This window comes from Sinomonas sp., assembly GCF_036848755.1.
GTDB lineage: Bacteria > Actinomycetota > Actinomycetes > Actinomycetales > Micrococcaceae > Sinomonas.
This window is the reverse complement of record NZ_DAIUJO010000001.1, coordinates 67,907-92,913: the sequence shown is the minus strand read 5'-3', so window position 1 is coordinate 92,913 and position 25,007 is coordinate 67,907. Positions and strand designations below refer to the sequence as shown.

The window sequence follows — 25,007 nt, the reverse complement described above, 5'->3', positions numbered from 1 at the left end:
CGAGGAATCCCGTTCCTCCAAGCTCTGACCCGAGCCTACGCAGGGGGCCCGACAAAATAAGCGCCACCGGAAGGGCAGAGGCGAGAGGCGCTCAGCGCGCGTGCCCGAGCTGCCCCTCCCGACCGCGCAACCTAGGCCTCCCACTCCTAGGAAGCGCAGGGCTCGCCTCATACGACCAGTGACGTGTCAGCTTCAAGTAGCGTTGTATGTGTACCGCACCGGGGCGGGCGGACCGAGAGACCGTCGCCCGACGAGTGCCAGTCGACTCACCGCCACTGCCCGGCACCCACCCACGCCGAGCGTGCAGCTAGTCGCGCCCGCGCGCCCACCCAACGCCGCCCGTGAGGGCACCGTGTCCAGCAAGAGGGCACAAGCGAGATCAAGAAGAGGAACATGGAACACACGGCCCTGATGGCCTTCGCACTCATCGGCTTCGACAACCCCGAAAGCCGGAGCGCGCTACCGAACGCACCGATCGTCGACGACAGCCGAACTCAGCGTGTCAGAACTCGTCGCAGCAGGAGGCTCAGGAAAGTCCGCGGCGGGCTCGCGAATGCCCTTCATCGCCTAGCGTGGTCGCTTGAGCCGGGTCTGCGCTAGACGCCGGAGCCGACGACGCGGCAGCTGATGCCGTCGACGCGCCAGACGCTGCCCCCGTCGACGACGGGGGCAGGCTGAACACGTCTTCGGCGCCGTAGCTGCCAAGCAGCGCGAGGGAATCAGCCGACGGCGACCCCGGCTTCGCGGAGAACAGCCGCAAGGTCTGGTCGGGGTCGTCGCGCAATGCGAGATCCTCGAAGTTCAGTTCCAGCTCGCCCACGACGGGATGGCGCAGACGCACTGTACCGGCATGCTCTGTGACGACACGATGCCCAGCCCACCACTGCCGGAACTGCTCGCTCTGCACTGCCAGCTCGCCGACCAGCTGATTGGCCTGCGGGTCGCTCGGGTGGCGGCCGATGTCGACGCGCAAGGCACCCGTCGCCTCGGCCGCGACCGCCGCCCAGTCGGAGAAGAGTTCGCGGGCGCGGGGGTCCAGGATGATCCAGCGAGTGAGGTTGCGCTCGTGCACGGGCATGCTGGGGAAGTCCGCAAGCAGCAGGAACGCTAGACGGTTCCCTGCGAGAACATCGGTTCGGCGGCCCAGGACCAGCGCGGGCACCGCGCCGACGGCGTCCAGAAGCTGGCGGAGCGCGGGTCGGACACCTTGGGCAGGCAGCGGAGCCCGCTGCGACTTCGCGCAGTTCTCGAGCAGGTCCATCATGTGGGCGCGCTCGGCCCCGTCCAAGCGGAGCGCGCGGGCCACGGAATCGAGCACGGCCCGCGACGGGTGGATGTTCCGTCCTTGCTCAAGCCGGGTGTAGTAGTCCGTGCTGACATCGGCCAGCAACGCGATCTCCTCGCGGCGCAGCCCGGGCACGCGTCGCCCGCCTGCCGTGGCTGGTATCCCGACCTGCTCCGGCGTGAGCCGTGACCGCATGGCTTTGAGGAACCGACCGAACTCAGCGCTTTGACCCATAGGTTCCATTCTGGCCCCACCCGGGCGCGCCTTCCACGGGGAAGGTAGGTCTCACAGTCCTAGGAAGCTCGCCAATACCCACTTCCGTCCCGCTTTCGGTCGACGACGCCCTCATCCACGAGCGCGCGCCGCACCCCCGGTACGTCGTCGACACGCTCGGCGAGCCTCGCGTTGAACTCGCCCTCGCCGATCTCCTCATCCGCGCCCAAGAGCTCCGCTCCCAGCGTTCGCAGCACCTCGAGCCTCAGTCGGTGCTGGCGCGGAAGCTGCTCGAGCTTTCCAGTGGGCTTCTCGGGCAGAGCGGCCCGGGCCTCGGCGAGCAGCGCGTGGAGGGCGCCGTCGTCGACCGCTACCCGCCCGTCTGGGTGCTTCGTGAGCACCCCGGCCGCGCTGAGAAGGCGGTCCTGGCGCTCGTCTGGAGGGACGCCGTCGTGCCCTCCCTGCGCAATCTCAGCAAAGCGAGCCCGCGACCGCCCGTTGGCGAGAGCGGCCAGGAACTGGATGAGCTGTGGCTGCATGGGACCATTCAACTCCCTTCGCGCAGCTGCGCATTCCCCCGGGCGAGCTTGACGGCGAAGGCGAGCGCGCCGAGTCGCCCGGTGCCGCGCGGGTCGCCGCCGAGCGCGTCGAAGATCCGCGCCAGCCGCTTGTGCAGGCTCTGCCGCTCGAGGAAGAGGATGCGCGCGGCGTCGGCCGTGTTGCAGCCCGCGGTGATCCAGACGTCGAGGCTGCGAACGAGCTCGCCGCCGCGCCGGCGCTCGAGCTCGAGCAGCGGCCCCAGCGTTTCCTCGATGAACATGTCGACGGCCTGACGCGGAAGCTCCCGCTCTGCGAAACGTTCGACGACGAAATCCGAGCTGTCGTAGACCGCGTGCTCCCATTTCGACGCGCGACCGAGACGCAGCGTGGTCCGCGCCTCGGCAAGCGACCAGGACGCTCCCTTGACCGTCGAGGCGGTGGGGCCGAGCGCACCGATCGTCCCAGTCCCCGCGATCGCCTCGCGCAGCCCCTCCAGCAGTTCCTTCCGCGCAGCGACATGCCCGGACTGCCCGAACGAGATGAGGGCGACCACGAGGGCGTCGTCGTCGGCGTGCAGCCGCACGCTCGTACCCCGGGCGCGGAGGGCCCGCTCGGCGTCCGCCGCCGCTCGCGCGGTGTCCCTGGAACGGAACAGGGCGGCAGCAAGGGGTACATCTGCGCGCACCCCTGCCGCCTCCGCGAGCTCGAAGAGCTGATCGCCTCCACCGCCGGCGATGATCATGCGCAGCAGCGCATCGTCGGCCATGCGGGCGAGGCTGGGGCGGTGCCGTTGGGAGAGGGCGAGGGCGACGACGCCACGGATCCGCTGCGCGACCGTCTCGATGAGAGTTCGATCGCTCCCCGGGGTTACGCGGAGTTCGAGCGTGGCCATGTCGATGCCCCCCACGCTGAGGCCCACGCTCACGGGAGGCGCGTCCGCATCCACGCCGTCCACCTCCGATGACTCCAGGACGACCCCGCGAATGTCGACCACGGCTGCGGAGACTCCCAGCGCCCGCGCCGTCAACTCGAGAAGGGGTGCGAGCGCGGTGCCGCCCGCCGCCATCTGCTCGGCGATGCGTTGCGAGAGCCCGTCTGCCAGCTGGAGGGCCTCGACCTGCCGCGACACGATGCGCCGGTTGACCCACTCCGCCACTTCGACGAAGGGCACCACTCTGCGCAGTTCCACGAGAGGGAGACCCAGCTCGTCCGCGGCCGCCAGCACGTCGGAGGGGATCTCCCGGCCGCTGACCGTCTCGATCGCGACGCACGCGACGCCTCGCTCGGCAAGGCTTCGGACATAGTCCATCTGCGCCCCTTGGCGGAGCGCGAGGAAGCCCTGTCCGCCGGACAGCAGGAGTTCGCCGCCCCTCAGCAGGGAGGCAATCTGGACCACTTCGCTCGAGTGGACCCAGCGGACTGAACGCCGGGGCACTTCGTCCTGCCCGGCGACCACCACAGGATGGCCGGGGAGGAGCGCCTCGCTCGTGAGGACTTCCTCGAGGGGCACAGACATCGCGGGTCCTTTCGAAGCCTTCGAGCCCAGGATGTTGCATGAATCTCACCAAGGCGACAATTCGTCACCTGTACAAGTCAGAATGGGCGACACAACGAGTCTACATGGGTCGGCTTGCCGACCCTAACCTTGAATTCAAGCCGGCCCGCCCCCAGAGAACTCCATCAAGAAAGTGGACTCACCATGAGCCTTCGGACGCAACGTTCAGAAGACGCGACGCACTCCGTCGAAGATGTCCTCCAACCCGTTCCCGAATCAGCCCGCACCACCAAGGTCTCAGGGCAGTTCTGGATCTGGGCCGGCGCCAACGTGGCTCCGATCAACTGGATCCTCGGCGCGCTGGGGATCCAGCTCGGGCTCGGCCTCGCCGACACGATGACAGTGCTCGTCGTCGGCAACGTGATCGGCATGGTCGGATTCGGCTTCTTCGTCCTCCTCGGGCAGAAGACCGGCGCGACGGGCATGCTGCTCGCCCGCGGCGCGTTCGGCCGGCGCGGCGCCTATCTCCCGGCCGTCATCCAGGCGATCGTCGCCGTTGGCTGGTCCGCCGTCAACACGTGGGTCATCCTCGACCTCGTGATGGCCCTGTTCGCCCAGATCGGCTGGGTTGACCCGAACCAGCAGAACCTGGTCTGGCGGATCGCGGTCGCCGCCATCATCATGAGCGTCCAGGTCGCCATCTGCTACCGCGGCTACGGCGCCATCGCGAAGTTCGAGCGCATCACCATGCCGCCCACCCTTCTGGTCCTCGTAGCCATGTCGATCATCGCGTGGACCCAGCTCCACATCGACTGGGGCTACCAGGGGCAGCCCGGGGCGATTCTGACGGGGGCCGCACGCATCGCGGCCATGTCAGGCATCATGACCGTGATCGGCATCGGTTGGGGCATCGGCTGGTTCACCTACGCCCCCGACTACTCCCGCTTCGTCTCGACGCGCATCCCCAAGTCGAAGCTCTACCTCACGTCGGTGCTCGGGCAGTTCCTGCCGGTCGTGTGGCTCGGCCTCCTCGGCGCGAGCCTCGCAACGATGAACGGAACGGCCGACCCCGGTGAACTCGTCGTCAAGAGCTTCGGAGCCCTCGCGGTCCCGGTCATCCTCCTCGTCATCCACGGCCCGATCGCGACCAACATCATCAACCTGTACACGTTCGGCGTCGCCACCCAGGCTCTGGACATCCGGATCTCCCGCAAGAAGCTCTCGATCGTCGTCGGGATCCTGTCGATGGCCGCGGTGATCCTCTTCCTCTTCGCCCAGGACTTCGCAACCCTCCTGGACAACTGGCTCGGCACGATTGTCGCGTGGGTCGCGACGTGGGGCGGAATCATGGCGGTCCACTACTTCGTCTTCGAGCGCAAGCACCGCGACTACACGTACCTGTTCCTGAACCCCCGGGACACCCGGCTCAAGGCCGTGAACGCTTCCGCGCTCATCGCGTTCGTCGCAGGGCTCGTCATGACGTGGATGTTCATGTACGGCACGCTCCCGATCTTCCAGGGCCCGATCGCCGTCGCCATGGGCGGAGTCGACCTCTCGTGGCTCGCAGGCACGCTGACCTCCGGCATTGTGTACTTCGCCCTCGGCTACCCGCGCTTCCGCAACCGGATTGCCCATGGGGTCCCGCTCGGGATCAAGGCCGGCCTGACGGACGAGGAGTACCTCGCCCACCACGACGCGTGCGTCGAGCGCCCGGCCGAGGACGCTGGCGAGGAGCCCGCCGTCGTCGATCCCGCCCCAGCGGCCTAACCCAGAGGAGAGATCATGACCGCCAGCGTGTTCATGGAAGACCTCGACGCCTTCACTTACCGCGAGCGCCTCGCCACCGGCAGCCGGCTCGTCATCGTTCCCGTCGGGTCCGTCGAGCAGCACGGCCCACACCTCCCGCTCACGACGGACGTCCTGCTGGCCCGCGCCGTGAGCGGCCGGCTCGCGGAGGCCGTCGGGGCACTGGTCGCCGCCCCGATCGTGTACGGGTACAAGTCGCAGCAGCGCTCGGGCGGCGGCAACCACCTCGGCGGTACGACGAGCCTTGATGCGACCACGATGATCGCCATCGCCCGCTCCCTCACCCATGAGTTCGCGAGGCACGGTGCCGAGCGGGTCGTCTTCCTTAACGGCCACTTCGAGAACTATCAGTTCCTCTACGAGGGAGTCGAGCTGGCGACGACGGAGCTCGCCTCCCGCGGTACGGGCCTCGAGGCGATGCTCGTCTCCTACTGGGACTTCGTGGACGAGCCCACCCTCGATGAGGTCTACGCGGGCAGCTTCCCCGGGTGGGAGGTCGAGCATGGAGGGGTACTCGAGACCTCGCTCATGCTCCACCTCCACCCCGAGCTCGTTGACCTTGGCCGCATCATGGATCTCCCGCCGGCGGAGTTGCCTCGCTACGACGTGCTGCCCGTCCGACCGGAGCTCACGCCGGCATCCGGCTGCCTCTCCTCCGCCGCGCGGGCGTCAGCCGGAGCCGGGCGCCTGCTGCTGGAACGGACGACGGCGGCCCTCACGGAGGCGGTCGAGGACGCCTTTGCGGGCAGCATCAGATGCAACGACGTTGCGTTCAGTGAGATCAACGCTTGACCGTGATCTAGAGCACTCGTATCCTGATGCAACCGCGTTGCATCTATAGCAACCCCAATTCCCCCTGGTGGTTCCCATGAGCACTGACGACTCTCCTCTGGCAGCACCCCGCGTCTCACCCGGAAGCCAGAGCTCGCCCAACCCCGGCCTCGGCAAAGACGCCCGCCGCCGCGTTCTCTGGGGCAGCTTCATCGGCAACTTCGTCGAGTGGTTCGACTACGCCGTCTACGGCTACCTCGCCTCGACGATCGCCGCCGCGTTCTTCCCCGACTCGGACAGGCAGACCGCGCTCCTCGCGACCTTCGCGGTGTTCGCGATCTCGTTCTTCGTCCGGCCCCTCGGAGGATTCGTGTGGGGCCACGTCGGCGACCGGCTCGGCCGCCGCACGGCCCTGTCGATCTCGATCCTGATCATGAGCGGTGCCACGTTCTGCATCGCGCTCATCCCGTCGTACAGCCTCATCGGCGTCGGCGCGCCGATCATCCTCCTCGTCATCCGCGTCGTCCAGGGCTTCTCTGCGGCGGGCGAATACGCGGGAGCCTCGGCGTTCCTCGTCGAGTACGCCCCTGCCCACCGCCGCGGCATGTACGCCGCCGTCGTCCCTGCTTCGACGGCAGCCGGCCTCCTGCTCGGCTCTCTGCTCGCGGCCGTGCTCTCGGTCGTTCTGAGCGCCCAGCAGATGGCCGACTGGGGCTGGCGCCTCCCGTTCCTCCTCGCGGCACCCATGGGGCTCATCGGGCGGTACATCCGGACGAAGCTCGAGGACACTCCGGTGTTCCGCGAACTCGCCCACGACGACAAGCTCGACCACGCTCCGGTCAAGGACATGTTCACGCGGCACTGGGCCTCGCTCGTGCTCGCGGTCGGCGCGGTGCTGCTCAACGCCGTCGGCTTCTACGTGATCCTCTCCTACATGCCCACGTACCTGTCGACGGAACTCGGGTTCGGGGCCACGGAGTCCTTCGTTGCGACGACCATCGCGCTCGTGACGTACATCGGGTTCATCTTCCTCACCGGCCTCGCGTCCGACCGCTTCGGCAGGAAGCGGGTCCTCATCACGGCGTCCGTGCTGTTCGCCCTGCTGACGGTTCCCGCCTTCATGCTCCTCGACGCGGGCAACTTCGCGGTGATCCTGCTCGTCGAGATCTTCCTCGGCGGCATGCTCACGCTCAACGACGGCACGCTGCCGAGCTTCCTCGCCGAGCTCTTCCCCACCCGGATCCGCTACTCGGGCTTCGCGGTGAGCTTCAACCTCGCGAACGCGCTGTTCGGCGGGACCGCCCCGTTCGTCGCCACGCTCCTCATCGGGGTCCTGCACACAAAGCTGGCCCCCGCCTGGTATCTCGTGGCCGCCGCGCTCATCTCGCTCGTCGCCGTGCTCTGCGCGAAGGAGACGTCGCGCAAGCCGCTCGCACAGTAGCCGCTGGCCCTGTCACTTCCTTCCGAACCATCACCACAATCCCCTTGAATCACAACCCCTTATATAAGGAGACACATGTCCATCGACACGACCCCCACCGTCACCTCGGTCGCCGAGCTCGAGCGCCTCAAGGTCCTGCACAACGGGACCAAGCAGCCGCTCACGTTCTCGGACGCCGAGTTCGAGCGCCGCCTTGCGGGGCTCCGGGAGATCATGGCCGAGAAGGAGCTGGACGCCGTCGTCCTGACCTCGTACCAGAGCATCAAGTACTACTCCGACTTCCTCTTCACCTACTTCGGACGCTCGTACGCGCTCGTCGTGACGCCGGACGACCAGGTCACGGTGACGGCCAACATCGACGCGGGCATGCCGTGGCGCCGGAGCTACGGCGAGAACATCGTCTACACGGACTGGCGGCGCGACAACTACTTCTTCGGGCTGCAGGAAGCCCTGCGCCAGCGCGGGATCAGCGCCGCGCGGCTCGGCATCGAGGACGACACGGTGCCGCAGCTCCAGCGGGAGCGCATCGCGGCGGCCTTCCCGGGAGTTGCGCTCGTCGACGTCTCGCAGGCCGCGATGCGGCAGCGCATGGTCAAGTCGGCCGAGGAGATCGAGGTCATCAAGCACGGAGCCCGCATCGGAGACCTGGGCGGCGAGGCCATCAAGGCCGCCATCCGCGAGGGCATCTCCGAGTACGAGGTCGCGCTCATCGGCACCGAGGCGATGGTCCACGAGATCGCCCGGACGTTCCCCGACTCCGAGATCCGCGACACGTGGGTGTGGTTCCAGTCCGGCATCAACACCGACGGCGCCCACAACTGGGCCACCACGCGGAAGCTGCAGAAGGGCGACATCCTCTCGCTCAACTGCTTCCCGATGACCTCGGGCTACTACACGGCCCTCGAGCGCACGATGTTCTTGGGCCAGCCCGACGCGCGCTCGCTCGAGCTGTGGGAAATCAACGTCGAGGTGCACCGCCGCGGCCTCGAGCTCATCAAGCCGGGCGCCGTCTGCAAGGACATCGCGGCCGAGCTCAACGAGATCTACATCGGCCACGGGCTCCTGGCGAACCGCACGTTCGGCTACGGCCACTCGTTCGGCGTCCTCTCGCACTACTACGGGCGGGAGGCCGGCCTTGAGCTTCGCGAGGACATCGAGACAGTGCTCGAGCCGGGCATGGTCGTCTCGATGGAGCCGATGATCACGGTCGCCGAGGGCCAGCCCGGCGCCGGCGGCTACCGCGAGCACGACATCCTCGTCGTCGGCGAGGACGGGGCCGAGAACATCACGAAGTTCGGATTCGGGCCCGAGAACAACATCGTCGAGGCCTGACGACCCGTCGGATCTGATTTCTCATCGGATCCGACGGGCGGCTTGACCAGCCGAGCGGGGACGCGCCGCCGCATAAGGTGGAATTCATGACTCAGAACGGGAACGGGGACCAGGCGGAGACCCGCGGCGCCTCCCCCATCTCGAACGCCGTGGCCGTGCTGCGCTGCTTCAGCGTGGACGAACCCTTGCTCGGCGTCACGGACATCGCGGCGCGGGTCGGCCTGCACAAGAGCTCGGTGTCGCGGATCCTCGCGCTCCTCGAGTCGGAGGGGCTCGTCGAGCGGGATGAACCGACGCGCCGCTTCCGGCTCGGGCTCGGCATCATCGGCATCGCCGGGCCCCTCCTCGCTGACCTCGACGAGCGCCGCGTGGCCTACCCTGCGCTGCGCGAACTCGCCGAGCGCACGGGCGAGACGACTGCTCTCCTCCTCTGGAACGGGACCGAGGCAGTTTCGGTCGAGCAGATCCCGAGCCGGCACCAGGTCAAGCACACGACCACGCTCGGGACCCGATACGCGACGACGCTCTCGGCCTCCGTCCAGGTCTTCCTTGCGACCGAACCCCCCGAACGCGTGCGCGAGGTGCTCGCGAAAGGCGCCAGCGGGACGGCGGACGACGACGAGCTCGCGGCGTACGAACGACGCCTCGCCGAGGTGTCCGAGCGGGGCTACGCCGTCAACTATGGGGAGACGTCCGAGGAGGAAGTCGGCGTCGCCGCGCCGGTCTATGACCACCGAGGCGACGTCGTCGCCGCGGTGCTCATTTCCGCCCCACGGTTCCGGATCTCGCCCGAGCAGGTCGCTGAGCTGGGAAAGGCGTGCGCCGAGACGGCCGCCGAGGTCACGCGGCGGCTCGGTGGTGCTCCCGCGGACCGCTCCCCCCGCCCCTGACTGCGCTGCCTGACTACGCGGGCTAACTACGCTGCAGCGCGCTCCGCGGGCGCCGCAACCTCCCGGCCTACCCTAGGCATCCCGACGACGGCGACAACGGTGAGCAGGGTCCCGATCAAGACCGCGAGGAAGACCGCGTCCGACGCAGAGATGATGGTGTGGGGGTTCGTGTTCCCGTTCGGCGTCGCCGCGTAGATCGCGTTGGCGACCGCACCGAACACCGCGACGCCGAGCGCGCTCCCGATCGAGCGGGCGAACATGTTGGTGCCGGTCACGACGCCGCGTTCGTTCCATTCGACGCTCGACTGGGCCGCGATGAGGGTAGGCGTCGCGACGAGGCCGAGCCCGAGGCCCACCACGAAGCAGCTCGCGGCGACGAGCAAGACGTTCGGGGCATGCGCGGTCAGCGCGAGGACAGCGGCGCCGACCACCGAGATCGCGATCCCGATGAGGGCAGTGTTGCGGAAGCCGATCCGCAGATAGAGCCTGCCCGACTGGGACGCACTGATCGGCCAGCCGATCGTCAGGGCGGCGAGCGCCAGGCCCGCGAGCACGGGCGAGACCGAGAGGGATCCCTCGAGGAACGTGGGCACGTAGGACGTGAGCCCGAGGATGATCGCACCCACGCCGAACGAGATGAGCGTCGTCGTGAGGATGAGCCGCCGCGACACGACCCACAGGGGCAGGACCGGCTCCGCGGCACGCCGCTCGACGAAAATGAAGACGGCGAGCAGCGCCGCGCCGACCACGAAGACGCCGATGCCGACGGGCGAGTTCCAGTCCCACGCCTGGCCGCCCTCGAGGGCACCGAGGATGATGAGCGTCATGGCCCCGGTGAGGAGCGAGGAGCCGACGTAGTCAATGCGATGCCGGGCGCGCTCGATGTTCTCGTGGAACGTGCGGATCAGCATCCACCCGGCGAGGACGCACAGCGGGACGTTGATGAGGAAGATGCCGCGCCAGATGCCGAGCGAAGAGAAGACGCCGCCGAGGGTCGGCCCCACGACCGACGAGATGGCCCATACGCTCGCGAGATAGCCTTGGACCTTCGCACGCTCCGCGAGCGAGTAGATGTCCCCCGCGATAGTGATCGCCATGGGCTGGACAGCGCCGGCCCCGAGGCCCTGCAGGACTCGGAATGCGATGAGGGCGGGCATGCTGACGGCGATCCCGCACAGGATCGAGCCGAGGAGGAAGAGCCCGATGCCCGCCAGGACGATCGGCTTGCGGCCGACCATATCGGAGAGCTTCGCGTAGACAGGCACTGAGACGGCCTGCGCGAGCAGATACCCGGAGAAGAGCCAAGGGAACGACGAGAACCCGCCGACGTCGCGGACGATGGACGGGACCGCAGTCGCGACGATCGTCGAGTCGATCGCGACCAGAGCGGTCGTGAGCATGAGGGCGATCAGGATGGGGCCACGCTCGGAGCGGAAGCCCACTCCCTCGGCGTGTGTCTTCGTCATGTGTCTCGTTCTCTTCCGTAAGGGGTGAGCGGCGCGAACGGCTCAGCCTCCTGAATCCCGGACGGCCTGAGTCCTGGACGGCCTGTGTCCTAAACCGTGAACCACGGTGGGCACCGAATTAGTCCCATCGTTGTAGATCCACCGCTCTGGGAAGGTGGGTCTGCGAGTCCTAGGAAAGGCAGGGTGTGGGCTGCTGCCTGACACGTGCAGGCGTCGTTGCATAGGTTGGATGCATGCCTACAGCACGTGCCTACGCGGCGCCGTCCGCGACCGAGCCCCTTGTCCCGACCACGATCGAGCGGCGCGAGCCCGGGCCGCACGAGGTCCTGATCGCCATCAAGTACGCCGGGATCTGCCACTCCGACATCCACACCGCCCGCGGCGAATGGGGGGCGGTCTCCTACCCGATCGTGACGGGGCACGAGATCGCCGGAGTCGTGGAGGCGGTCGGCGCCGAGGTCAGCAAGTACGCCGTGGGCGACCGGGTCGGCGTCGGCTGCTACGTCGATTCGTGCCGGAAGTGCGTCAACTGCCTAGCCGGGGAGGAGCAGTACTGCCTCGAGGGCGAGGTCGGCACCTACAACGCCATCGGCCGTGACGGGAAGCCCACCGCCGGCGGATACAGCACGCACATCACGGTCGAGGAGGACTACGTCCTGCGGATCCCCGACGCGCTCGGCCTCGATGTCGCCGCGCCTCTGCTGTGTGCGGGAATCACCCTCTACTCCCCGCTGAAGACCTGGGAGGCGGGGCCAGGCAAGCAGGTCGCGATCGTCGGGATGGGCGGCTTGGGGCACATGGGGGTCAAGATCGCCCACGCGCTCGGCGCCGAGGTCTCAGTCATCAGCCAGTCGCTCAAGAAGCAAGACGACGCGGCGCGGCTCGGCGCGGACCACTACTACGCCAGCTCGGACGCGAGCACCTTCGAGGACCTCAGGGGCCGCTTCGACCTGATCGTCAGCACCGTCTCCTCGGACCTGGACCTCGACGCCTACCTGTCCCTGCTGGCCCTGGACGGCACGTTCGTCGCGGCCGGCCTGCCCGAGAACCCGATGAGCTTCGGCCCTGGATCCCTCGTCGGCTTCCGCCGCCGCCTCGCCGGGACGAAGAATGGTGGCATCCGGCAGACCCAGGAGATGCTCGACTTCTGCGCCGAGCATGGACTCGGCGCAGAGATCGAGCTCATCCCCGCGGAGAAGATCAACGAGGCCTGGGACCGCGTCGTCGGAAGCGACGTCCGCTACCGCTTCGTCATCGACACCTCCACCCTGTAGCCCACGCTCAAGGGTGCAGAAGCACCTTCGTGTAGCCGTCGACCCGCTTGTCGAACTTCTCGTACGCATCCGGTGCCTCGTCGAGCCCTACCTCGTGCGAGACGATGAGGGAGGGCTCGGCGCGGCCCGCGATGATGAGGTCACGGAGGTAGCGGTTGTACTTCTTCACTGGGCACTGGCCGCCCGCGATGCTGATCCCCTTGGTGAACGCGGTTCCGTAGTCGAACGCGATGCGGCCGTGTTTGGCCAGTTCGTTGGCCGCACCCGGGTCCTCGGGCATGTAGACGCCGACGACGCCGATGTGCCCCGTCGCGCGAACTGCCTCGACGAGCTTGTCGAGCACCATCTCCGGATGCTCCTGCCCGGTCGCGTCGTGGGCCTGGTAGCCCACCGCCTCGATCCCGCAGTCAGCGCCCAACCCGCCGGTGGCGTCCAGGACGACCTCCGTGGGGTCCTCGTTCGCGAAGTTGATCGGCTTCGCGCCGAGCTGCTCTGCGAGGCCGAGCCGGTCCGGCTCCTTGTCGACGACGAAGACTTGAGCAGCCCCGCGAATGAGGGAGCTGTAGGCAGCCAGCAGGCCGACCGGCCCCGCACCGAACACGACCGCCGTGTGACCCGGGCTGACGCCCGCGAGTTCGGCGCCGTGGTAGCCGGTCGGGAAGATGTCCGAGAGCAGCGTGAAGTCGCTCTCGTGCTCCTTGCCTTCGGGCAGCTTGAGCAGGTTGAAGTCCGCCCACGGCACCCGCAGGAGCTCGGCCTGGCCGCCCCAGTAGCCGCCCATCTTGGGATAGCCGTAGCCCGCTCCCGGCATGCCGGTCGGGTTGGCGCGGAGGCATGCGGACGTGTAACCGTCGTTGCAGTTGCGACACGTCCCGCACGCGATATTGAACGGCACCGACACACGGTCGCCGACTTTGATCCGGTCGACTCCGGGGCCGACCTCCTCGACGATGCCCATGTTCTCGTGGCCGATCACCATGCCCGCCTCGAGCTCCGCCCTGCCTTCATAGGGGTGAAGGTCGGAACCGCAGATGTTCGAGGTCGTGATGCGGATGATCGCATCGAGCGGCTCCTCGATGCGAGGATCTTCGACTTCTTCGACCGTGACGTTGAAGGGACCCTGATACACGACAGCTTTCATGGCCGGGTCTTACCCCCACCTCCCGGGCGCAACCTACTTGGACGGATACACTCCGTCCATGGCTCCCCGCACGCTCCGGGTCACCCGGGCTGACACGCTCAAGGCAGGGGACGCCGTCGTCGTCCTCTTCCAGGGTTCCCACGCCCTCGCCACGGTGATCGAACCGGGCGACGGCGCGCTTCTGGTTGCGGAGAAGGAGAACGCCGCGGCCCTGCGGGTGGATCCGCGGCTCACGGTGGTCCTCAAAGTTCCGGCGGAGTGTGAGAACAGCATCGGCACCGCGCTGGAATGCGGTCGACTCGATGAAGCTCTCAGACGCGCCGGAAACGGGCGCTGACGGGGCACTCGAAGGGGTCGCGGGCGGCGAGCCCGACCCTGTTCAGGTACGAGATCACGATCCCGTAGGAGCGCCATATCGTGGTCTCCGTGTACGGGACGCCCAGCCGGGTGCACTGCTCGCGGACGAGCTTGCGGGCCTTCGCGAGGTGCGGCCGAGGCATGCTCGGGAACAGGTGGTGCTCCACCTGATAATTCAGGCCCCCCATGAGCCACGTAGCCCACCAGCCGCCGGAGATGTTCCGCGACGTGCGGACCTGCTTGCTGAAGAAGTCCAGCTTGGCATCGGCCGCGACGATCGGCATGCCCTTGTGGTTCGGGGCGAAGGTCGCACCCATGTAGAGCCCGAACACCGCGAGCTGAACCCCGAGGAACGCGAAACCCATTCCGAGCGGCAGCAGCCAGAAGAGCGGCACCAACACCAGGCCGAAGCGCAGCGCCAGCAGCCCGAGCTCTGTCCAGCGCGCCTTGACCGGGCCGCGGGAGAACAGATGCCGAAAGCTCAGGTAGTGCAGGTTGATGCCCTCAAGCGTCAGCAGGGGGAAGAACAGCCATCCCTGACGGCGGGTGATGAGCGCCCTCAGCCCTGTCGCCTTCGCCGCGTCTGCCTCGAGGAAGGAGACCGTGTCGATCTCGATGTCAGGATCGCGGCCCACCCGGTTGGGGTTGGCGTGGTGGCGCGTGTGCTTGGAATCCCACCACGAGAAGCTCACCCCGGCCACGACGGCGAGGGCTCGGGCAAGCACGTCATTCGCGGGGCCGCCCGCGAGGATCTGACGATGCCCGGCCTCATGCGCAAGGAACGCCACCTGCGTGAAGACGACACCGAGAGCGGCAGCGATGAGGAGCTGAAACCAGCTCTGCCCGAGCAGGAACGAACCGGCGGTGCACGCGGCGAGGCCGACCAAGAGGATTCCGCCGACCATCACATAGAACCAGCGTGCGCGCCGCAGAAGGCCCGACTCGCGGATCGTCTGGGAAAGATTGAGATAGGCCCTGGTCAGCGGAGGAAACGTCTCCGTGCCCGCATAGGTCTGACGACCGGAAGAGGAAGGAAGTGCGGGGCTTGAGACTGTGGCGATCAGGCACCTATTCAGTGGATTCGGTTCGGCTAGCGGGTTACCCCGATGCTAGCCAGTGTGTCACCCCGATAGGGGTGGGATCCGGCGGGCGGCCCCCAAGGGGTGGTCCGCCTGCCGGCTCCGTCGATCAATCGTTCATGTCGATTGATCCCTCAAGTCGATTCGCTCAGAGAGGGCGAATGTTCGTTGCCTGCGGACCCTTGGGGCCACGCTCGGTGTCGAACTCGACCTGCTGGCCCTCCTCGAGCGAGCGGAAGCCCTGGGCTACGATCGCGCTGTAGTGCGCGAACACATCCGGCGCCCCGCCGTCGGGGGCGATGAAGCCGAAGCCCTTCTCAGAGTTGAACCATTTGACGGTGCCAGTGGCCATAGTCAGTCTTACTTTCTGTTTGATTCAGCTGCCGAACAGCCAGCAGCCATGAAATGCCCGAAAGGCATTCTGATCAGTCTACACGGAAATCAGGAGTTATAGGTAATCGTCGTGCTGCCGTTGCTGGAGACGATGCGGCCGCCCTGGAAGTCCTGCGCCGCGCCGTTGGCGACCGCGTAGACCTCGCTCGTCGGGTAGCCGAGCTTCCCGCTCTCGAAGCCTGTCGACTGCCAGGCCTGACGGATCGGCCCGTACGACTCGTGCGCACCCGTGGCCGAGGACCAGATGATGGCCCCGCCCCCGTAGTTCTGGTATGTGCCGCCGTTCTTGAGTCCCGAGATGACCTCGGTCGTCGGGTATCCGAGGACGCCGGTCTCGAAACCGGTGGCTGACCACTCCTGCCGGATCGGGCCGTACGATTCGTGGGTGCCCGACGTCGGCGACGAGACGATCGCGCCGTTCTGGTAGTTCTGGTAGGAGCCGCCGTTCGTGAGGCCGCCGACGACGGGCGAGGTCGGGTATCCGAGGATCCCGGTCTCGAAGCCCAACTGCTGCCATTCCTGCCGGATCGAGCCGTACGACTCATAGGTCCCCGCCGTCGGAGAGGAGATGATGGCCCCGCCCTCGTAGTTCTGGTATGAGCCGCCGTTCGTGAGCCCGGTGACGACGCCGGTCGTCGGATATCCGAGAAGGCCACCCTCGAAGCCGAGCTGGGACCAGCGGGTCCGGATGGGCCCGAGCGACTCGTGGGTCCCGGCAGTCGGCGAAGAGACGATCGCGCCGCTCTGGTAGTTCTGGTACGAGCCGCCGTTGCGCAGGCCGCCGATCACCTCGCTCATGGGGTAGCCCATCTCGCCGCTCTCGAAGCCGAGCTGCTGCCAGAGCTGGCGGATCACGCCGAGGGATTCGTGGACGCCCGTTGCGGGGGTCCACACGATGGCCCCGCCCTCGAAGTTCTGGTAGACGCCACCGTCCTTGAGTCCGCCGATGGGGTCTGTCGTCGGGTACCCGAGCACCCCGTTCTCGAAGCCGAGGGCCGACCACTCCGAGCGGATCGCGCCGTTCGATGCCATCGCCCCGTGCGCTGGGGTCCAGATCACCGCGCCGTACTGGTAGTTGCGGTAGTAGCCGCCGTTCCGGATCGGGGTGATCGCGCCCGTCGCGGAGCCGAGGCCGTACGCCGACGCCTTCGCATCCATCTGCGGGCCGATGATGGCGGCCATCGCCGTGACCGTGACGGTCGCGGAGGACGAGGAGACCGAATTGACGGTCACCTGCGTGCCGCCGTCCGTCGTGAACGTCTGGCCCGGCTGCCACGAGAGGCTGTAGGAATAGTAGCCGCCGTAGGGCACGGTGCTCGGGGGAATGAGCAGCGACTCCGTCGGGTCGATGTCCGTCTTGAGGATCTGGATCCCCTGATTGCCGCTCGTCGCCGTCGGAGCGTCGTAGCCCACCGGCGCCTTGTACTGGAGGTAGTACACCTCGCCCGTCGACGGGTCGGTGAACTTGATCGCCCGGGCCGCGCCCGTCCCAGCCCACGGGGTGAGCGTGTACGTCTTCGCCGCTCCTGCCGTCCCCGTGTCCTGGATCTCGTTGCCGTTGCCGAAGCCGCCGAACTGGAACAGCACCGAGTCGAGGTAGGGCCAGTTGTACTGCGAGATGCCCATGATGCTGTTGTTGTCACCGTATTCGCGCGACGAGCACGCCGGGTCGGCGAACCCCGTGCCGACGATCTGGGAGTCCATCGCGCCGTCGGTGCACTGCAGCGTGTTCGAGTGGCCGAGGCCCTGGACGTGCCCGAGTTCATGGCTCATGACCGGACCCGTGAAGCTCGACTGCTGGGCGAGGACGATCCGGCCGCTCTCGTTGTCCATCTGCCACGTCACGCCGAGGGCACCGGAGACCCCGCTCACCGACACGTTGGCATTCGGGATCATGACCATGAGCACCTTGTCGGGCGCATCCGACCAGCCGAGGTTGGTGGCGACCGTGTTCGTGATCGTCGAGAAGTCGGCGGTCGAGGGGACGTTGATCGACATGCCCTGCACCGTGCGGGCGAGGCTGAGCGTGATGTGGCCCGCAGAGACGGTCTGCCAATAGCTGTTGGCGGACTGGAAGGAGTTGTTGAGCGCGGTCGCGTCGTAGGTCGCGTTCGGCTGGTCTGTGGTCTTCACCGTGACGATCGTGACCGCGATCTGCGCCGTGCGCTGCGGATACGAGAGCGCCGGCTGGACGGCGGCAGGCGCTGGGATGCCCGCGGGGGCAGCACCCGGAGAAGCAAGGGCCGACGTCGCCGGTGCGGCGGCGAGAACGACGGCGGCGACGGCCGAGGCGACCCCCACGCGACCTCGATGTACGCGGCTCCTCTGAGCGCAGTGTGCCCGCTTGGCCATGCCGGTCCTCTCCCCTTGGCGCATTCCGCGCCAATATTACTGGTATATGACAGGCCAAAGAAACCCCCTTCCGCAGGGGGTCATGCTCCGAGACTATCCGGGTCAACCACTCCCTCACCCCGGCACCCAGCACTAACGTATGTGTCACGGCTCAGGGGAGCCGGGAACGCCACGCTGCGGAAGGGGCCACGTGCGGGATATTGCGAGCGTCGATCAGGAGACCCGGAAGCACGTCCTCGCGGCGCTGGACCGCGACCCGGACCTCGGCCGGACCGGCTCCGACCTGGAGGAGTTCGGACGCCGTTTCGAACTCCACTTCCCCGACCTCGAGCGGCTCTTCCGCTCGCTCTACGGCTCTCGCGCCGACTGGCTCGACCACCTCACAGCGCTCGTCGTCGAATGCGCGAAGTCGTGGGAGCGCCGCCCGGCCGAGCTCAAGGCACTCGACGGCCGGCGGGAATCGGAGCCGGACTGGTTCCAGTCGCGCGAGATGCTCGGGGGCGTCTGCTACGTGGACCGATACGCCCAGAACCTCGACGGCCTCCGCGAGCGCATCCCGTATTTCGACGAGCTCGGCCTCACGTACCTGCACCTCATGCCGCTGTTCCTCGCGCCCGAACCCAATTCGGACGGGGGCTACGCCGTCTCGAGCTACCGAGAGGTGAACCCCAGGCTGGGGACCATGCAGGACCTCCGGGACGTCGCCGCACAGCTGCGGGAGCACGGGATCAGCCTCGTGGTCGATTTCATCTTCAACCACACCTCCAATGAGCACGAGTGGGCCAAGCGCGCCGCCGCGGGCGAACCGGAGTTCGAGGACTACTACTGGATCTTCCCCGACCGCACGATGCCCGACGCCTACGAGCGGACCGTCCGGGAAATCTTCCCCGACGACCACCCCGGTTCCTTCGTGCAGCTTCCCGACGGGCGCTGGGTGTGGGCCACGTTCCACACGTTCCAGTGGGACCTCAACTACTCGAACCCGGCCGTCTTCCGCGCGATGGCGGGCGAGATGCTGTTCCTCGCAAACCAAGGCGTCGAGATCCTGCGCATGGACGCGGTGGCCTTCATCTGGAAGCAGCTCGGGACGGTGTGCGAGAGCCTCCCCGAGGCCCACGAGCTCCTCCGGGCCTTCAACGCCGTGTGCCGGCTCGCCGCGCCGTCGCTCCTGTTCAAGTCGGAGGCGATCGTCCATCCGGACGAGGTGGTCCAGTACATCGATCCCGCCGAGTGCCAGCTCTCGTACAACCCACTCGAGATGGCCCTCACATGGGAGGCCCTCGCGACGCGCGACGCCCGGCTCCTCGCGCAGGCGCTCGAGAGGCGCCACAACCTTCCCCAGGGAACGGCCTGGGTCAACTACGTGCGCAGCCACGACGACATCGGCTGGACCTTCGCCGACGAGGACGCCGCCGAACTCGGCATCAACGGCTTCGACCACCGACGCTTCCTCAACGCGTTCTACGTGAACCGCTTCCCCGGGAGCTTCGCCCGAGGGGTCGCCTTCCAGGACAACCCCCGCACAGGCGACTGCCGGATCTCCGGCACGACCGCCTCCCTGTGCGGCCTCGAGGACGGCTCGCCGGAGGCTGTGCGCCGCATCCTGCTCGTCCACTCGATCGCCATCAGCACGGGCGGGATCCCGCTCCTCTACCTAGGCGACGAGGTGGGGCAGCTCAACGACTACTCGTACGGCCGGGAGGCAGGCCACGAGGCAGACAGTCGCTGGGTCCATCGCCCGCACTTCCCCGCCGAGCGGTACAAGCACCGGGATGATCCCTCGACGCCGGAAGGCGCCGTCTACGCGGGAATCCGGCAGATGCTCGCGGTGCGTCGCCGGACGCCCCAGTTCGCGGGCAATCGGCTCGTCGACTTCCAGACGCACAATCCCCACGTCCTCGGCTACCAGCGTCCGGACGACGGCGCAGAGCCGGCGCGCGCCCAGACGGCCGGGACCGTCGTCGTCCTCGCGAACTTCGACGACGCGCCGCAGCACGTCGCTCGGGCGACGCTCTCCGGCCTGGCCCCGGACGCCGTCGACCTCGTGACGGGGCGGAGAATTCCGCTCGCAGAGGGGATCACGCTCGCGCCGCACGAGTTCGTCTGGCTGGCCGAACGATCGGAATGACCTGCCGCCGGGCAGAGGACGGCCGCGGCGCCAGAGGCGTCGCGGCCGGATTGGGCGGACCTAATTTCCTAGTGCGAGGGCATCATCCGGTGATGGGTGTCGATGGCCGGCTTGATCGCCGCGGCTGTGACACCCGCCGCGATGATCCCTGCGATCCAGGAAGTCCACGCCGCGCCCGTGTGGTCGGAGTACGAACCGATCCACGGGGAGAGGAACAGCAGGACTCCGAAGGCGCACTGTGCATACTCGAGCCACGGAGTGCCTGGCATGGACAGGTTCACCACCGACGACACGATCAACAGGATGCCGAAGATGAGCATGAGGGACATCGAGGCGCCACCCTGTGCGGTCCAGAAGACCGCAAGCGCGGCATAGAGTCCGCAGACCCCGGCCACGTAGTCCTCCCAGCGAGTCCACTTCTTCATTTGGATACTCCTCCCAACAACATTCCGCCCCCCGGCCTCCCGAGGAGCCGGTCAGTGGTGGTGGTCGGTGCTTTCGCGCCGGCGCCCGAAGCCGCTGGCCTCTTCCAGTACACGACGCTTCGACCCATGCTGTAAAGGGCACATACGGTAACGGACTGGGCATCATTTTCGCTCAGGAATCGAACTTCGTCTCGACCTCCGAGGCAGTCACGCTGGCGACGACGCCACGGGCCACGTCCGCCAGCTTCTCGTTCCGTGCGTTGCTGGCCCGCTTGAGGATCTCGAACCCTTCCTCGGGCGAGCAACGGTTCTGGCCCACGATCACGCCGATGGCTATGTCGATGACCGTGCGGTTCTTCATGGCGGCCGCGCGGTGCTCGGCGAGCTCCTGCTGGTGCGCATAGCGCGCGGCGAGCCGCAGAACCCACGAGACCCCAGGCCGGCAGTGGCCGACGGCGCCGAGCAGCCCGTGGGCGTCGACCCCTTCCTGCGAGCCGAGGAGCACGAGGGCGCCCGAGCCCTCGTCGTCGAGCGCGACCGGGAGCGCCATCAGGAGCTGGTCGGCGATCGGCCTCCTGTGGGCTTCGGCGGGATTCGCCATCTCCGTCGCATGCCGCAGGGGCGCGCGCCGGCTCTCGGACTCGGGGGCGATGACGGAGACCGACTCGGCGAGCACGGAGCGGAGGGGGCTCGATTCGCGGGCAAGCCACGCGTTCATGGTTCGCTCCGCTGACTTGTCGCTGGCCGCGACGAGGATCGGACGACGGGGCCGCTGCACCGCGATGCCGCACGCGATCGAGTGCTCGGCGAGGGACTCGGACACCCAGCGGGCAAGCCCTTGGGCGACGTCCTCCAACCTTCGGTGCTCGAGCAGCAGCCGGTGCAGTTCCGAGTACTCCAGTTCGGGATCGTCGTTCCGAGCCTCCGCCCCGGGCTGCCGGCGGTTCGTAGGGCTCGTTGACTCCATGTTGGGGGGGTACCCGAAAAAAGCGCATCCTAAGCACGGGTATAGACGGGTGGAGGTTGCGGGTGGGGATGGTTGGAGGTGGGGCTGGTCGCGTCGTTGCGCTTCAGCTGCGCGGGGCCCGCTGGTCCGCCCAGGGGAGGCGCGTGTGCGCGACGACGCGGATCTTCTTCAGCGAGGGATCCTGGGCGCCCGGAACGACCATGCCCGCCTCGACGCCGCTGCTGAGATAGTCGACGACGGCCTCGTTGATGTTCTCCCCGGGCACGACGACGGGGATCCCCGGCGGGTAGGGCGTGAGCTGTTCGGCCGCGATCCGACCCACGGCATCCTTCGCGTCGACGAGTTCGGACTCGGCGAAGAACGCCTCGCGCGGCGGCATCGCCGGTTCGAGCTCCAATTCCTCGGGCGTCGGGAAGTCGACCGGCTTGGGCCGCGGGAGCGTCGGCGCCGCCTCGGCGAGGCGGCCGAGGGACGCCAGGAGGCGCTCCGCCGTCGCCTGGGTGTCCGCGAGCGACAGCGCGGCCTGAAGGCGACTGTGGTCGAAGAGGCTCAGGTCGAGGCCCTCGTGCTCACGCAGCCAGTCGCCCGCGTCGTAGCCGCTCACGTCGAGACCCGAGACGTCCATGAGGACTTGGAGCCGGTCGAGGCCATGCGCGGACTCGGCCCCGAGCAGCTCGTCCTCGAGGACGTGGAAGCCGGGCATTGCGTCGATCTCGCGGCGGAGCCTGCGGGCGACGTCGAGCGCGTCGCCCAGCACGCGGTGCCCTTCGGCGACCATGTGGCGCCGCCAGCCATCGATCGCGGCGAGGATCAGCACGTTGGTGCTCGTGGTCCCGAGGAGGTCGGCGCACGATGCCAGCCGGTGGCTGTCCACGAGATCGCCCTGCAGATGGAAGACGGAGCCCTGCTCGAAGCCCGCCCCCATCTTGTGCACGCTCACCACGCACACGTCGGCACCCGCCGCCATCGCCCACTGCGGCAGGTCCTCGTGGAACGGAAGATGTGCTCCCCATGCCTCGTCGACGATGAGCGGCTTGCCGTGGCGGTGGCAGACCTCCGCGATCCCGGCGATGTCCGCCGACGTGCCGTACGGCGTCGGACTCACGATGAGGCAGCCCGCAGCGCGCGGGTAGCGAGCGAATCCCTCGTCGACCGCTTCGGGCGACGGGGGGTGCGCGATGTGCCGCTCGCGATCCCACGTCGGCGAGACCCACCGCGGCATGAGGCCCGCGAACACGAGGCCGGCCACCACGGACTTGTGCACATCCCGCGCCACGAGCAGCTGCCCCTTGCCCCCCGCAACCGCGAGCATCGCTGCCTTGACGGAGAGGGAGCTGCCGCACGTCGAGAAGAAGGCCTGCTCTGCGCCCACAGCCTCCGCCATGAGCGCCTCGGCGTGCTTCAGAATGCCCCGGGACGATTTGCGGTCGTCGAGGCCGCCCGTCATCAGAACGTCAGAGCGGAACGCCTCCGCCCCGATCGTCTGGAGCGTCTTCTCATCCACACCGCGACCCTGGCGGTGCCCCGGGGGCGTGAAGCCGTAGTGATCCGAGTTCTTGTAGTCCTCGAGTGCGGAGAGCAGGGGCGCTTCGCTCTGGTCCATTCGACTCCCTTCCTGAGGTCTCAGTCATGCTCCGGTTCCTCCTCCGCCTCCACGATCACGTCGCCCTCCGGCTCGCCCGGAGAGGGCTGGTCGGGCCCATGGGAGGCTTCCTCCGGCTCGGGCAGGAGCGCAGGTTCGGGAGTGCGGAGGACGACGGCGGGCACGGCAAGGAACATCACGGCGCACAGCGCGGCGAGGGCACCCGCCACGATCCACGACTGCCATCTGCCCAGAACAACGTCGAAGATGAGAGCGGCCGTGCCCACGATGAGGAGGGCGGCAAGCCCAAGGCCTACCTTCGCCGCCCACGCGCCGTTGGCCACCAGCCGGTTCTTCACCTGGCGGCGGAACAGCCTCCGGTGGACTGCGAGCGGCATGAGCACGACGGACAGCGCCGTCCCCGCGATGAGGACGAGCGCGAGATAGAGGGTCTTCTCGTAGGAATCCAGCACCGAGAACCGATTCTGGAACGGGAGCGTCAAGAGGAAGCCGGCGATCAGCTGGAGACCGGTCTGGAGGATGCGGAGCTCCTGCAGAATCTCCGCCCAGTTGCGGTCGAGCTTCTCCGCATACGTCTCGTGGCGGTGGTACAGGGCGTACCGTACCCCGGGCCGCTGACCGCGGCTCTCTCCGTCCAGATCAGTGGTGTCGGATGACATCGATGAACTCGGCCACTCCTTCCCTGCTGGATCCGAGGGGATCGAGGGGACCGCCGGCGGCTTGCCGCCGACGGTCCGGTTCGATTCCTCTCAGTCGTCCGGTATGGACGGGCCACCCGGTATGGACGGGCCACCCGGGCCGAACGGATCCGGGGGTCCGCCCGGTCCCGGGAACGGCTGGTTGGGATCCGGTGGTCCGTCAGGTCCGCGGCCGGGTTCCGGCTGCTGCGGAGGCAATCCGGGAACCGGGTCAGGCGACGGTTCGGGGCGTTCCTCCGGTGGAAGCGTGGTCTCGGACGTCACAGTCGGCACTGCAGACATGGTCCTCCTCACGGCGTCTCGGTTACTCGGACACTGGGTTCTTCCCCGATTCGAGGGGCGTTACACCATGCTGACGCCGTCGACCGGGATTGGTCTACTGCGAGATGAAGGCGATGAGCTCCCCCCACGCGGTACGCGGCGGAGCAGTCCTCAGCGGACCGCGTGATCCGCTTCGCCCAACAGCTCCGTGGCCTCGGCGTCGCGGTGGGGGACCGTCGTCGGGCTCTCGAGGTGCACCGCGTACGACGGCAGGACCCCGGCCCCGCCGTAGCGCTCCATGACCCGCCACTGGGCCGCAACATCCTCGCCGACATGGGAGGGCGGCAGGTCGCGCCAGAATCCGAAGCCGCCGCACTCGACGAGCGCGTCCCGCCGGAACAGCGCGCAACCACCGACCCAGGCGACGCGGTAGGCGAGCCAGCCGCCGGGTCGCAGACGCCCCTCTCGGAGGGAGCGGCCGGCCAGATGGGCCGGATTGGCGGCGTTGTGCAGGGTCCACCGTCTGAACCCCGGCTCGTTGCGTCCGAGCCGCTCGGGCTCGACAGGTCCCACCCACGGCTCGAAGGGCTCGAGCTCGCGGTCGCGCTCGTCCTCGAGATACGAGAGGCCCTGGACGGCCATACCGACGAAGCCCGCGCCCGTCGTGTCGAGGGCCTCGCGGAGCGTGCGCACGCCGCCGGGGGCGAGCCAGACGTCGTCGTCAAGGAAGAGGACGCGCGGCGCGGCTGACCGGTCGAGGAGGAACTGCCGGTGCTCGGCAAGGCCCCGGCGCGGCTCATGCCGGTAGGCGGCGACCGGACGCCCCTGCGCCTCGAGGACCCGGAGCATGGCCTGCGCGGCCGGGTGTTCCCAGCTCGCGTCGCCGTCGCTCTGGTCGCTCACGATCACCCCGAAGTCATCCTCGGTCTGGGCCGCGAGGCCCGCGAGCGTCGTCGCGAGCTCGGCCGGCCGGTTGCGCGTCGGGACCAGGACCTCGAGCTCGGGCGTTCCGGCCCTCAGGCCACGCGGCCGCTCCCCCCACGCCTCCGGACCCCGCGCCGTCACGAGAGCTCCCCGCCGGTATTCGACC

At 68.1% G+C, this 25,007-nt stretch carries 21 protein-coding genes; 8 read left to right on the top strand and 13 right to left on the bottom strand.

The window, feature by feature from the left end; all coding sequences use genetic code 11:
* Positions 1–526: 526 nt before the first annotated feature.
* The 3 genes from V7053_RS00420 to V7053_RS00410 are packed head-to-tail and all read right to left on the bottom strand — an operon-like array spanning position 527 to position 3,554.
* Positions 527–1,519 carry a helix-turn-helix transcriptional regulator gene (locus tag V7053_RS00420; RefSeq protein ID WP_334170277.1) on the bottom strand — a complete coding sequence of 331 codons (993 nt, stop codon included), beginning with the start codon at positions 1,517–1,519 and terminating at the stop codon, positions 527–529.
* Positions 1,520–1,578: 59 nt separating this feature from the next.
* Complete coding sequence (locus V7053_RS00415) at positions 1,579–2,037, bottom strand: DUF2087 domain-containing protein (protein WP_334170276.1); 459 nt, start codon at positions 2,035–2,037, stop codon at positions 1,579–1,581.
* Positions 2,038–2,045: 8 nt separating this feature from the next.
* Positions 2,046–3,554 (bottom strand): PucR family transcriptional regulator, encoded by a 1,509-nt coding sequence (locus tag V7053_RS00410; RefSeq protein ID WP_334170275.1) that lies wholly within the window; start codon positions 3,552–3,554, stop codon positions 2,046–2,048.
* A gap of 183 nt (positions 3,555–3,737) precedes the next feature.
* On the opposite strand from V7053_RS00410, the gene V7053_RS00405 reads away from it, so the two are divergent.
* From V7053_RS00405 to V7053_RS00385, 5 genes are all read left to right on the top strand, one after another.
* Positions 3,738–5,300: a purine-cytosine permease family protein gene (locus tag V7053_RS00405; RefSeq protein WP_334170274.1), complete on the top strand. Its 1,563-nt coding sequence runs from the start codon at positions 3,738–3,740 to the stop codon at positions 5,298–5,300.
* A 15-nt stretch (positions 5,301–5,315) separates the two neighbouring features.
* Positions 5,316–6,131, top strand: a complete 816-nt coding sequence (locus V7053_RS00400; protein ID WP_334170273.1) for a creatininase — start codon at positions 5,316–5,318, stop codon at positions 6,129–6,131.
* Positions 6,132–6,207: 76 nt separating this feature from the next.
* The gene (locus tag V7053_RS00395; RefSeq protein WP_334170272.1) at positions 6,208–7,551 is read left to right on the top strand and encodes an MFS transporter; all 1,344 of its coding nucleotides are present in this window, start codon (positions 6,208–6,210) and stop codon (positions 7,549–7,551) included.
* Between the two features lie 75 nt (positions 7,552–7,626).
* Positions 7,627–8,883, top strand: coding sequence for a M24 family metallopeptidase (locus tag V7053_RS00390; protein ID WP_334170271.1), 1,257 nt, complete (start codon positions 7,627–7,629; stop codon positions 8,881–8,883).
* A gap of 86 nt (positions 8,884–8,969) precedes the next feature.
* Positions 8,970–9,773: an IclR family transcriptional regulator gene (locus tag V7053_RS00385; protein WP_334170270.1), complete on the top strand. Its 804-nt coding sequence runs from the start codon at positions 8,970–8,972 to the stop codon at positions 9,771–9,773.
* Between the two features lie 26 nt (positions 9,774–9,799).
* Here V7053_RS00385 and V7053_RS00380 read toward each other — a convergent pair whose 3' ends face one another.
* Positions 9,800–11,239: an MFS transporter gene (locus tag V7053_RS00380; protein ID WP_334170269.1), complete on the bottom strand. Its 1,440-nt coding sequence runs from the start codon at positions 11,237–11,239 to the stop codon at positions 9,800–9,802.
* Positions 11,240–11,472: 233 nt separating this feature from the next.
* Between V7053_RS00380 and V7053_RS00375 the strand changes: the two genes are divergently transcribed.
* On the top strand, positions 11,473–12,513 hold the full coding sequence (locus tag V7053_RS00375) for an NAD(P)-dependent alcohol dehydrogenase (protein ID WP_334170268.1): 1,041 nt from the start codon (positions 11,473–11,475) through the stop codon (positions 12,511–12,513).
* Positions 12,514–12,520: 7 nt separating this feature from the next.
* Here the strand turns inward: V7053_RS00375 and V7053_RS00370 are convergent, their stop codons facing one another.
* Complete coding sequence (locus tag V7053_RS00370; protein WP_334170267.1) at positions 12,521–13,654, bottom strand: glutathione-independent formaldehyde dehydrogenase; 1,134 nt, start codon at positions 13,652–13,654, stop codon at positions 12,521–12,523.
* Positions 13,655–13,712: 58 nt separating this feature from the next.
* On the opposite strand from V7053_RS00370, the gene V7053_RS00365 reads away from it, so the two are divergent.
* Positions 13,713–13,991 (top strand): hypothetical protein, encoded by a 279-nt coding sequence (locus tag V7053_RS00365; protein WP_334170266.1) that lies wholly within the window; start codon positions 13,713–13,715, stop codon positions 13,989–13,991.
* On the opposite strand, the gene V7053_RS00360 is transcribed toward V7053_RS00365, so the two are convergent.
* The 3 genes from V7053_RS00360 to V7053_RS00350 form a co-directional block, all read right to left on the bottom strand.
* Positions 13,966–15,072, bottom strand: coding sequence for a fatty acid desaturase family protein (locus V7053_RS00360; RefSeq protein ID WP_334170282.1), 1,107 nt, complete (start codon positions 15,070–15,072; stop codon positions 13,966–13,968). The genes V7053_RS00365 and V7053_RS00360 overlap by 26 nt on opposite strands.
* A gap of 166 nt (positions 15,073–15,238) precedes the next feature.
* A complete protein-coding gene (locus V7053_RS00355; protein WP_043123986.1) occupies positions 15,239–15,442 on the bottom strand; it encodes a cold-shock protein in 204 nt (67 codons plus the stop codon).
* Between the two features lie 89 nt (positions 15,443–15,531).
* Positions 15,532–17,784: an LGFP repeat-containing protein gene (locus tag V7053_RS00350; RefSeq protein WP_334170265.1), complete on the bottom strand. Its 2,253-nt coding sequence runs from the start codon at positions 17,782–17,784 to the stop codon at positions 15,532–15,534.
* Positions 17,785–18,025: 241 nt separating this feature from the next.
* On the opposite strand from V7053_RS00350, the gene V7053_RS00345 reads away from it, so the two are divergent.
* Entirely contained in the window at positions 18,026–19,963 is a 1,938-nt protein-coding gene (locus tag V7053_RS00345; protein ID WP_334170264.1) for an amylosucrase, read from the top strand.
* 68 nt (positions 19,964–20,031) lie between these two features.
* On the opposite strand, the gene V7053_RS00340 is transcribed toward V7053_RS00345, so the two are convergent.
* From V7053_RS00340 to V7053_RS00320, 5 genes are all read right to left on the bottom strand, one after another.
* On the bottom strand, positions 20,032–20,388 hold the full coding sequence (locus V7053_RS00340) for an SPW repeat protein (RefSeq protein WP_334170263.1): 357 nt from the start codon (positions 20,386–20,388) through the stop codon (positions 20,032–20,034).
* 172 nt (positions 20,389–20,560) lie between these two features.
* Entirely contained in the window at positions 20,561–21,355 is a 795-nt protein-coding gene (locus tag V7053_RS00335) for an ANTAR domain-containing protein (protein WP_334170262.1), read from the bottom strand.
* Positions 21,356–21,458: 103 nt separating this feature from the next.
* Positions 21,459–22,958, bottom strand: a complete 1,500-nt coding sequence (locus V7053_RS00330; RefSeq protein ID WP_334170261.1) for an aminotransferase class I/II-fold pyridoxal phosphate-dependent enzyme — start codon at positions 22,956–22,958, stop codon at positions 21,459–21,461.
* 20 nt (positions 22,959–22,978) lie between these two features.
* A complete protein-coding gene (locus V7053_RS00325; protein WP_334170260.1) occupies positions 22,979–23,617 on the bottom strand; it encodes a DUF6328 family protein in 639 nt (212 codons plus the stop codon).
* 471 nt (positions 23,618–24,088) lie between these two features.
* Positions 24,089–25,007, bottom strand: a 919-nt coding sequence (locus V7053_RS00320; RefSeq protein WP_443022467.1) for a glycosyltransferase family 2 protein, incomplete at its 5' end; no start/stop codon positions are given.

What these genes read in the sequence shown, in the direction of transcription:
- V7053_RS00420 (WP_334170277.1), bottom strand. Translation starts at nt 1,519, where the DNA reads ATGGGTCAAAGCGCTGAGTTCGGTCGGTTCCTCAAAGCCATGCGGTCA.
- V7053_RS00415 (WP_334170276.1), bottom strand. Translation starts at nt 2,037, where the DNA reads ATGCAGCCACAGCTCATCCAGTTCCTGGCCGCTCTCGCCAACGGGCGG.
- V7053_RS00410 (WP_334170275.1), bottom strand. Translation starts at nt 3,554, where the DNA reads ATGTCTGTGCCCCTCGAGGAAGTCCTCACGAGCGAGGCGCTCCTCCCC.
- V7053_RS00405 (WP_334170274.1), top strand. Translation starts at nt 3,738, where the DNA reads ATGAGCCTTCGGACGCAACGTTCAGAAGACGCGACGCACTCCGTCGAA.
- V7053_RS00400 (WP_334170273.1), top strand. Translation starts at nt 5,316, where the DNA reads ATGACCGCCAGCGTGTTCATGGAAGACCTCGACGCCTTCACTTACCGC.
- V7053_RS00395 (WP_334170272.1), top strand. Translation starts at nt 6,208, where the DNA reads ATGAGCACTGACGACTCTCCTCTGGCAGCACCCCGCGTCTCACCCGGA.
- V7053_RS00390 (WP_334170271.1), top strand. Translation starts at nt 7,627, where the DNA reads ATGTCCATCGACACGACCCCCACCGTCACCTCGGTCGCCGAGCTCGAG.
- V7053_RS00385 (WP_334170270.1), top strand. Translation starts at nt 8,970, where the DNA reads ATGACTCAGAACGGGAACGGGGACCAGGCGGAGACCCGCGGCGCCTCC.
- V7053_RS00380 (WP_334170269.1), bottom strand. Translation starts at nt 11,239, where the DNA reads ATGACGAAGACACACGCCGAGGGAGTGGGCTTCCGCTCCGAGCGTGGC.
- V7053_RS00375 (WP_334170268.1), top strand. Translation starts at nt 11,473, where the DNA reads ATGCCTACAGCACGTGCCTACGCGGCGCCGTCCGCGACCGAGCCCCTT.
- V7053_RS00370 (WP_334170267.1), bottom strand. Translation starts at nt 13,654, where the DNA reads ATGAAAGCTGTCGTGTATCAGGGTCCCTTCAACGTCACGGTCGAAGAA.
- V7053_RS00365 (WP_334170266.1), top strand. Translation starts at nt 13,713, where the DNA reads ATGGCTCCCCGCACGCTCCGGGTCACCCGGGCTGACACGCTCAAGGCA.
- V7053_RS00355 (WP_043123986.1), bottom strand. Translation starts at nt 15,442, where the DNA reads ATGGCCACTGGCACCGTCAAATGGTTCAACTCTGAGAAGGGCTTCGGC.
- V7053_RS00340 (WP_334170263.1), bottom strand. Translation starts at nt 20,388, where the DNA reads ATGAAGAAGTGGACTCGCTGGGAGGACTACGTGGCCGGGGTCTGCGGA.
- V7053_RS00335 (WP_334170262.1), bottom strand. Translation starts at nt 21,355, where the DNA reads ATGGAGTCAACGAGCCCTACGAACCGCCGGCAGCCCGGGGCGGAGGCT.
- V7053_RS00330 (WP_334170261.1), bottom strand. Translation starts at nt 22,958, where the DNA reads ATGGACCAGAGCGAAGCGCCCCTGCTCTCCGCACTCGAGGACTACAAG.
- V7053_RS00325 (WP_334170260.1), bottom strand. Translation starts at nt 23,617, where the DNA reads ATGTCATCCGACACCACTGATCTGGACGGAGAGAGCCGCGGTCAGCGG.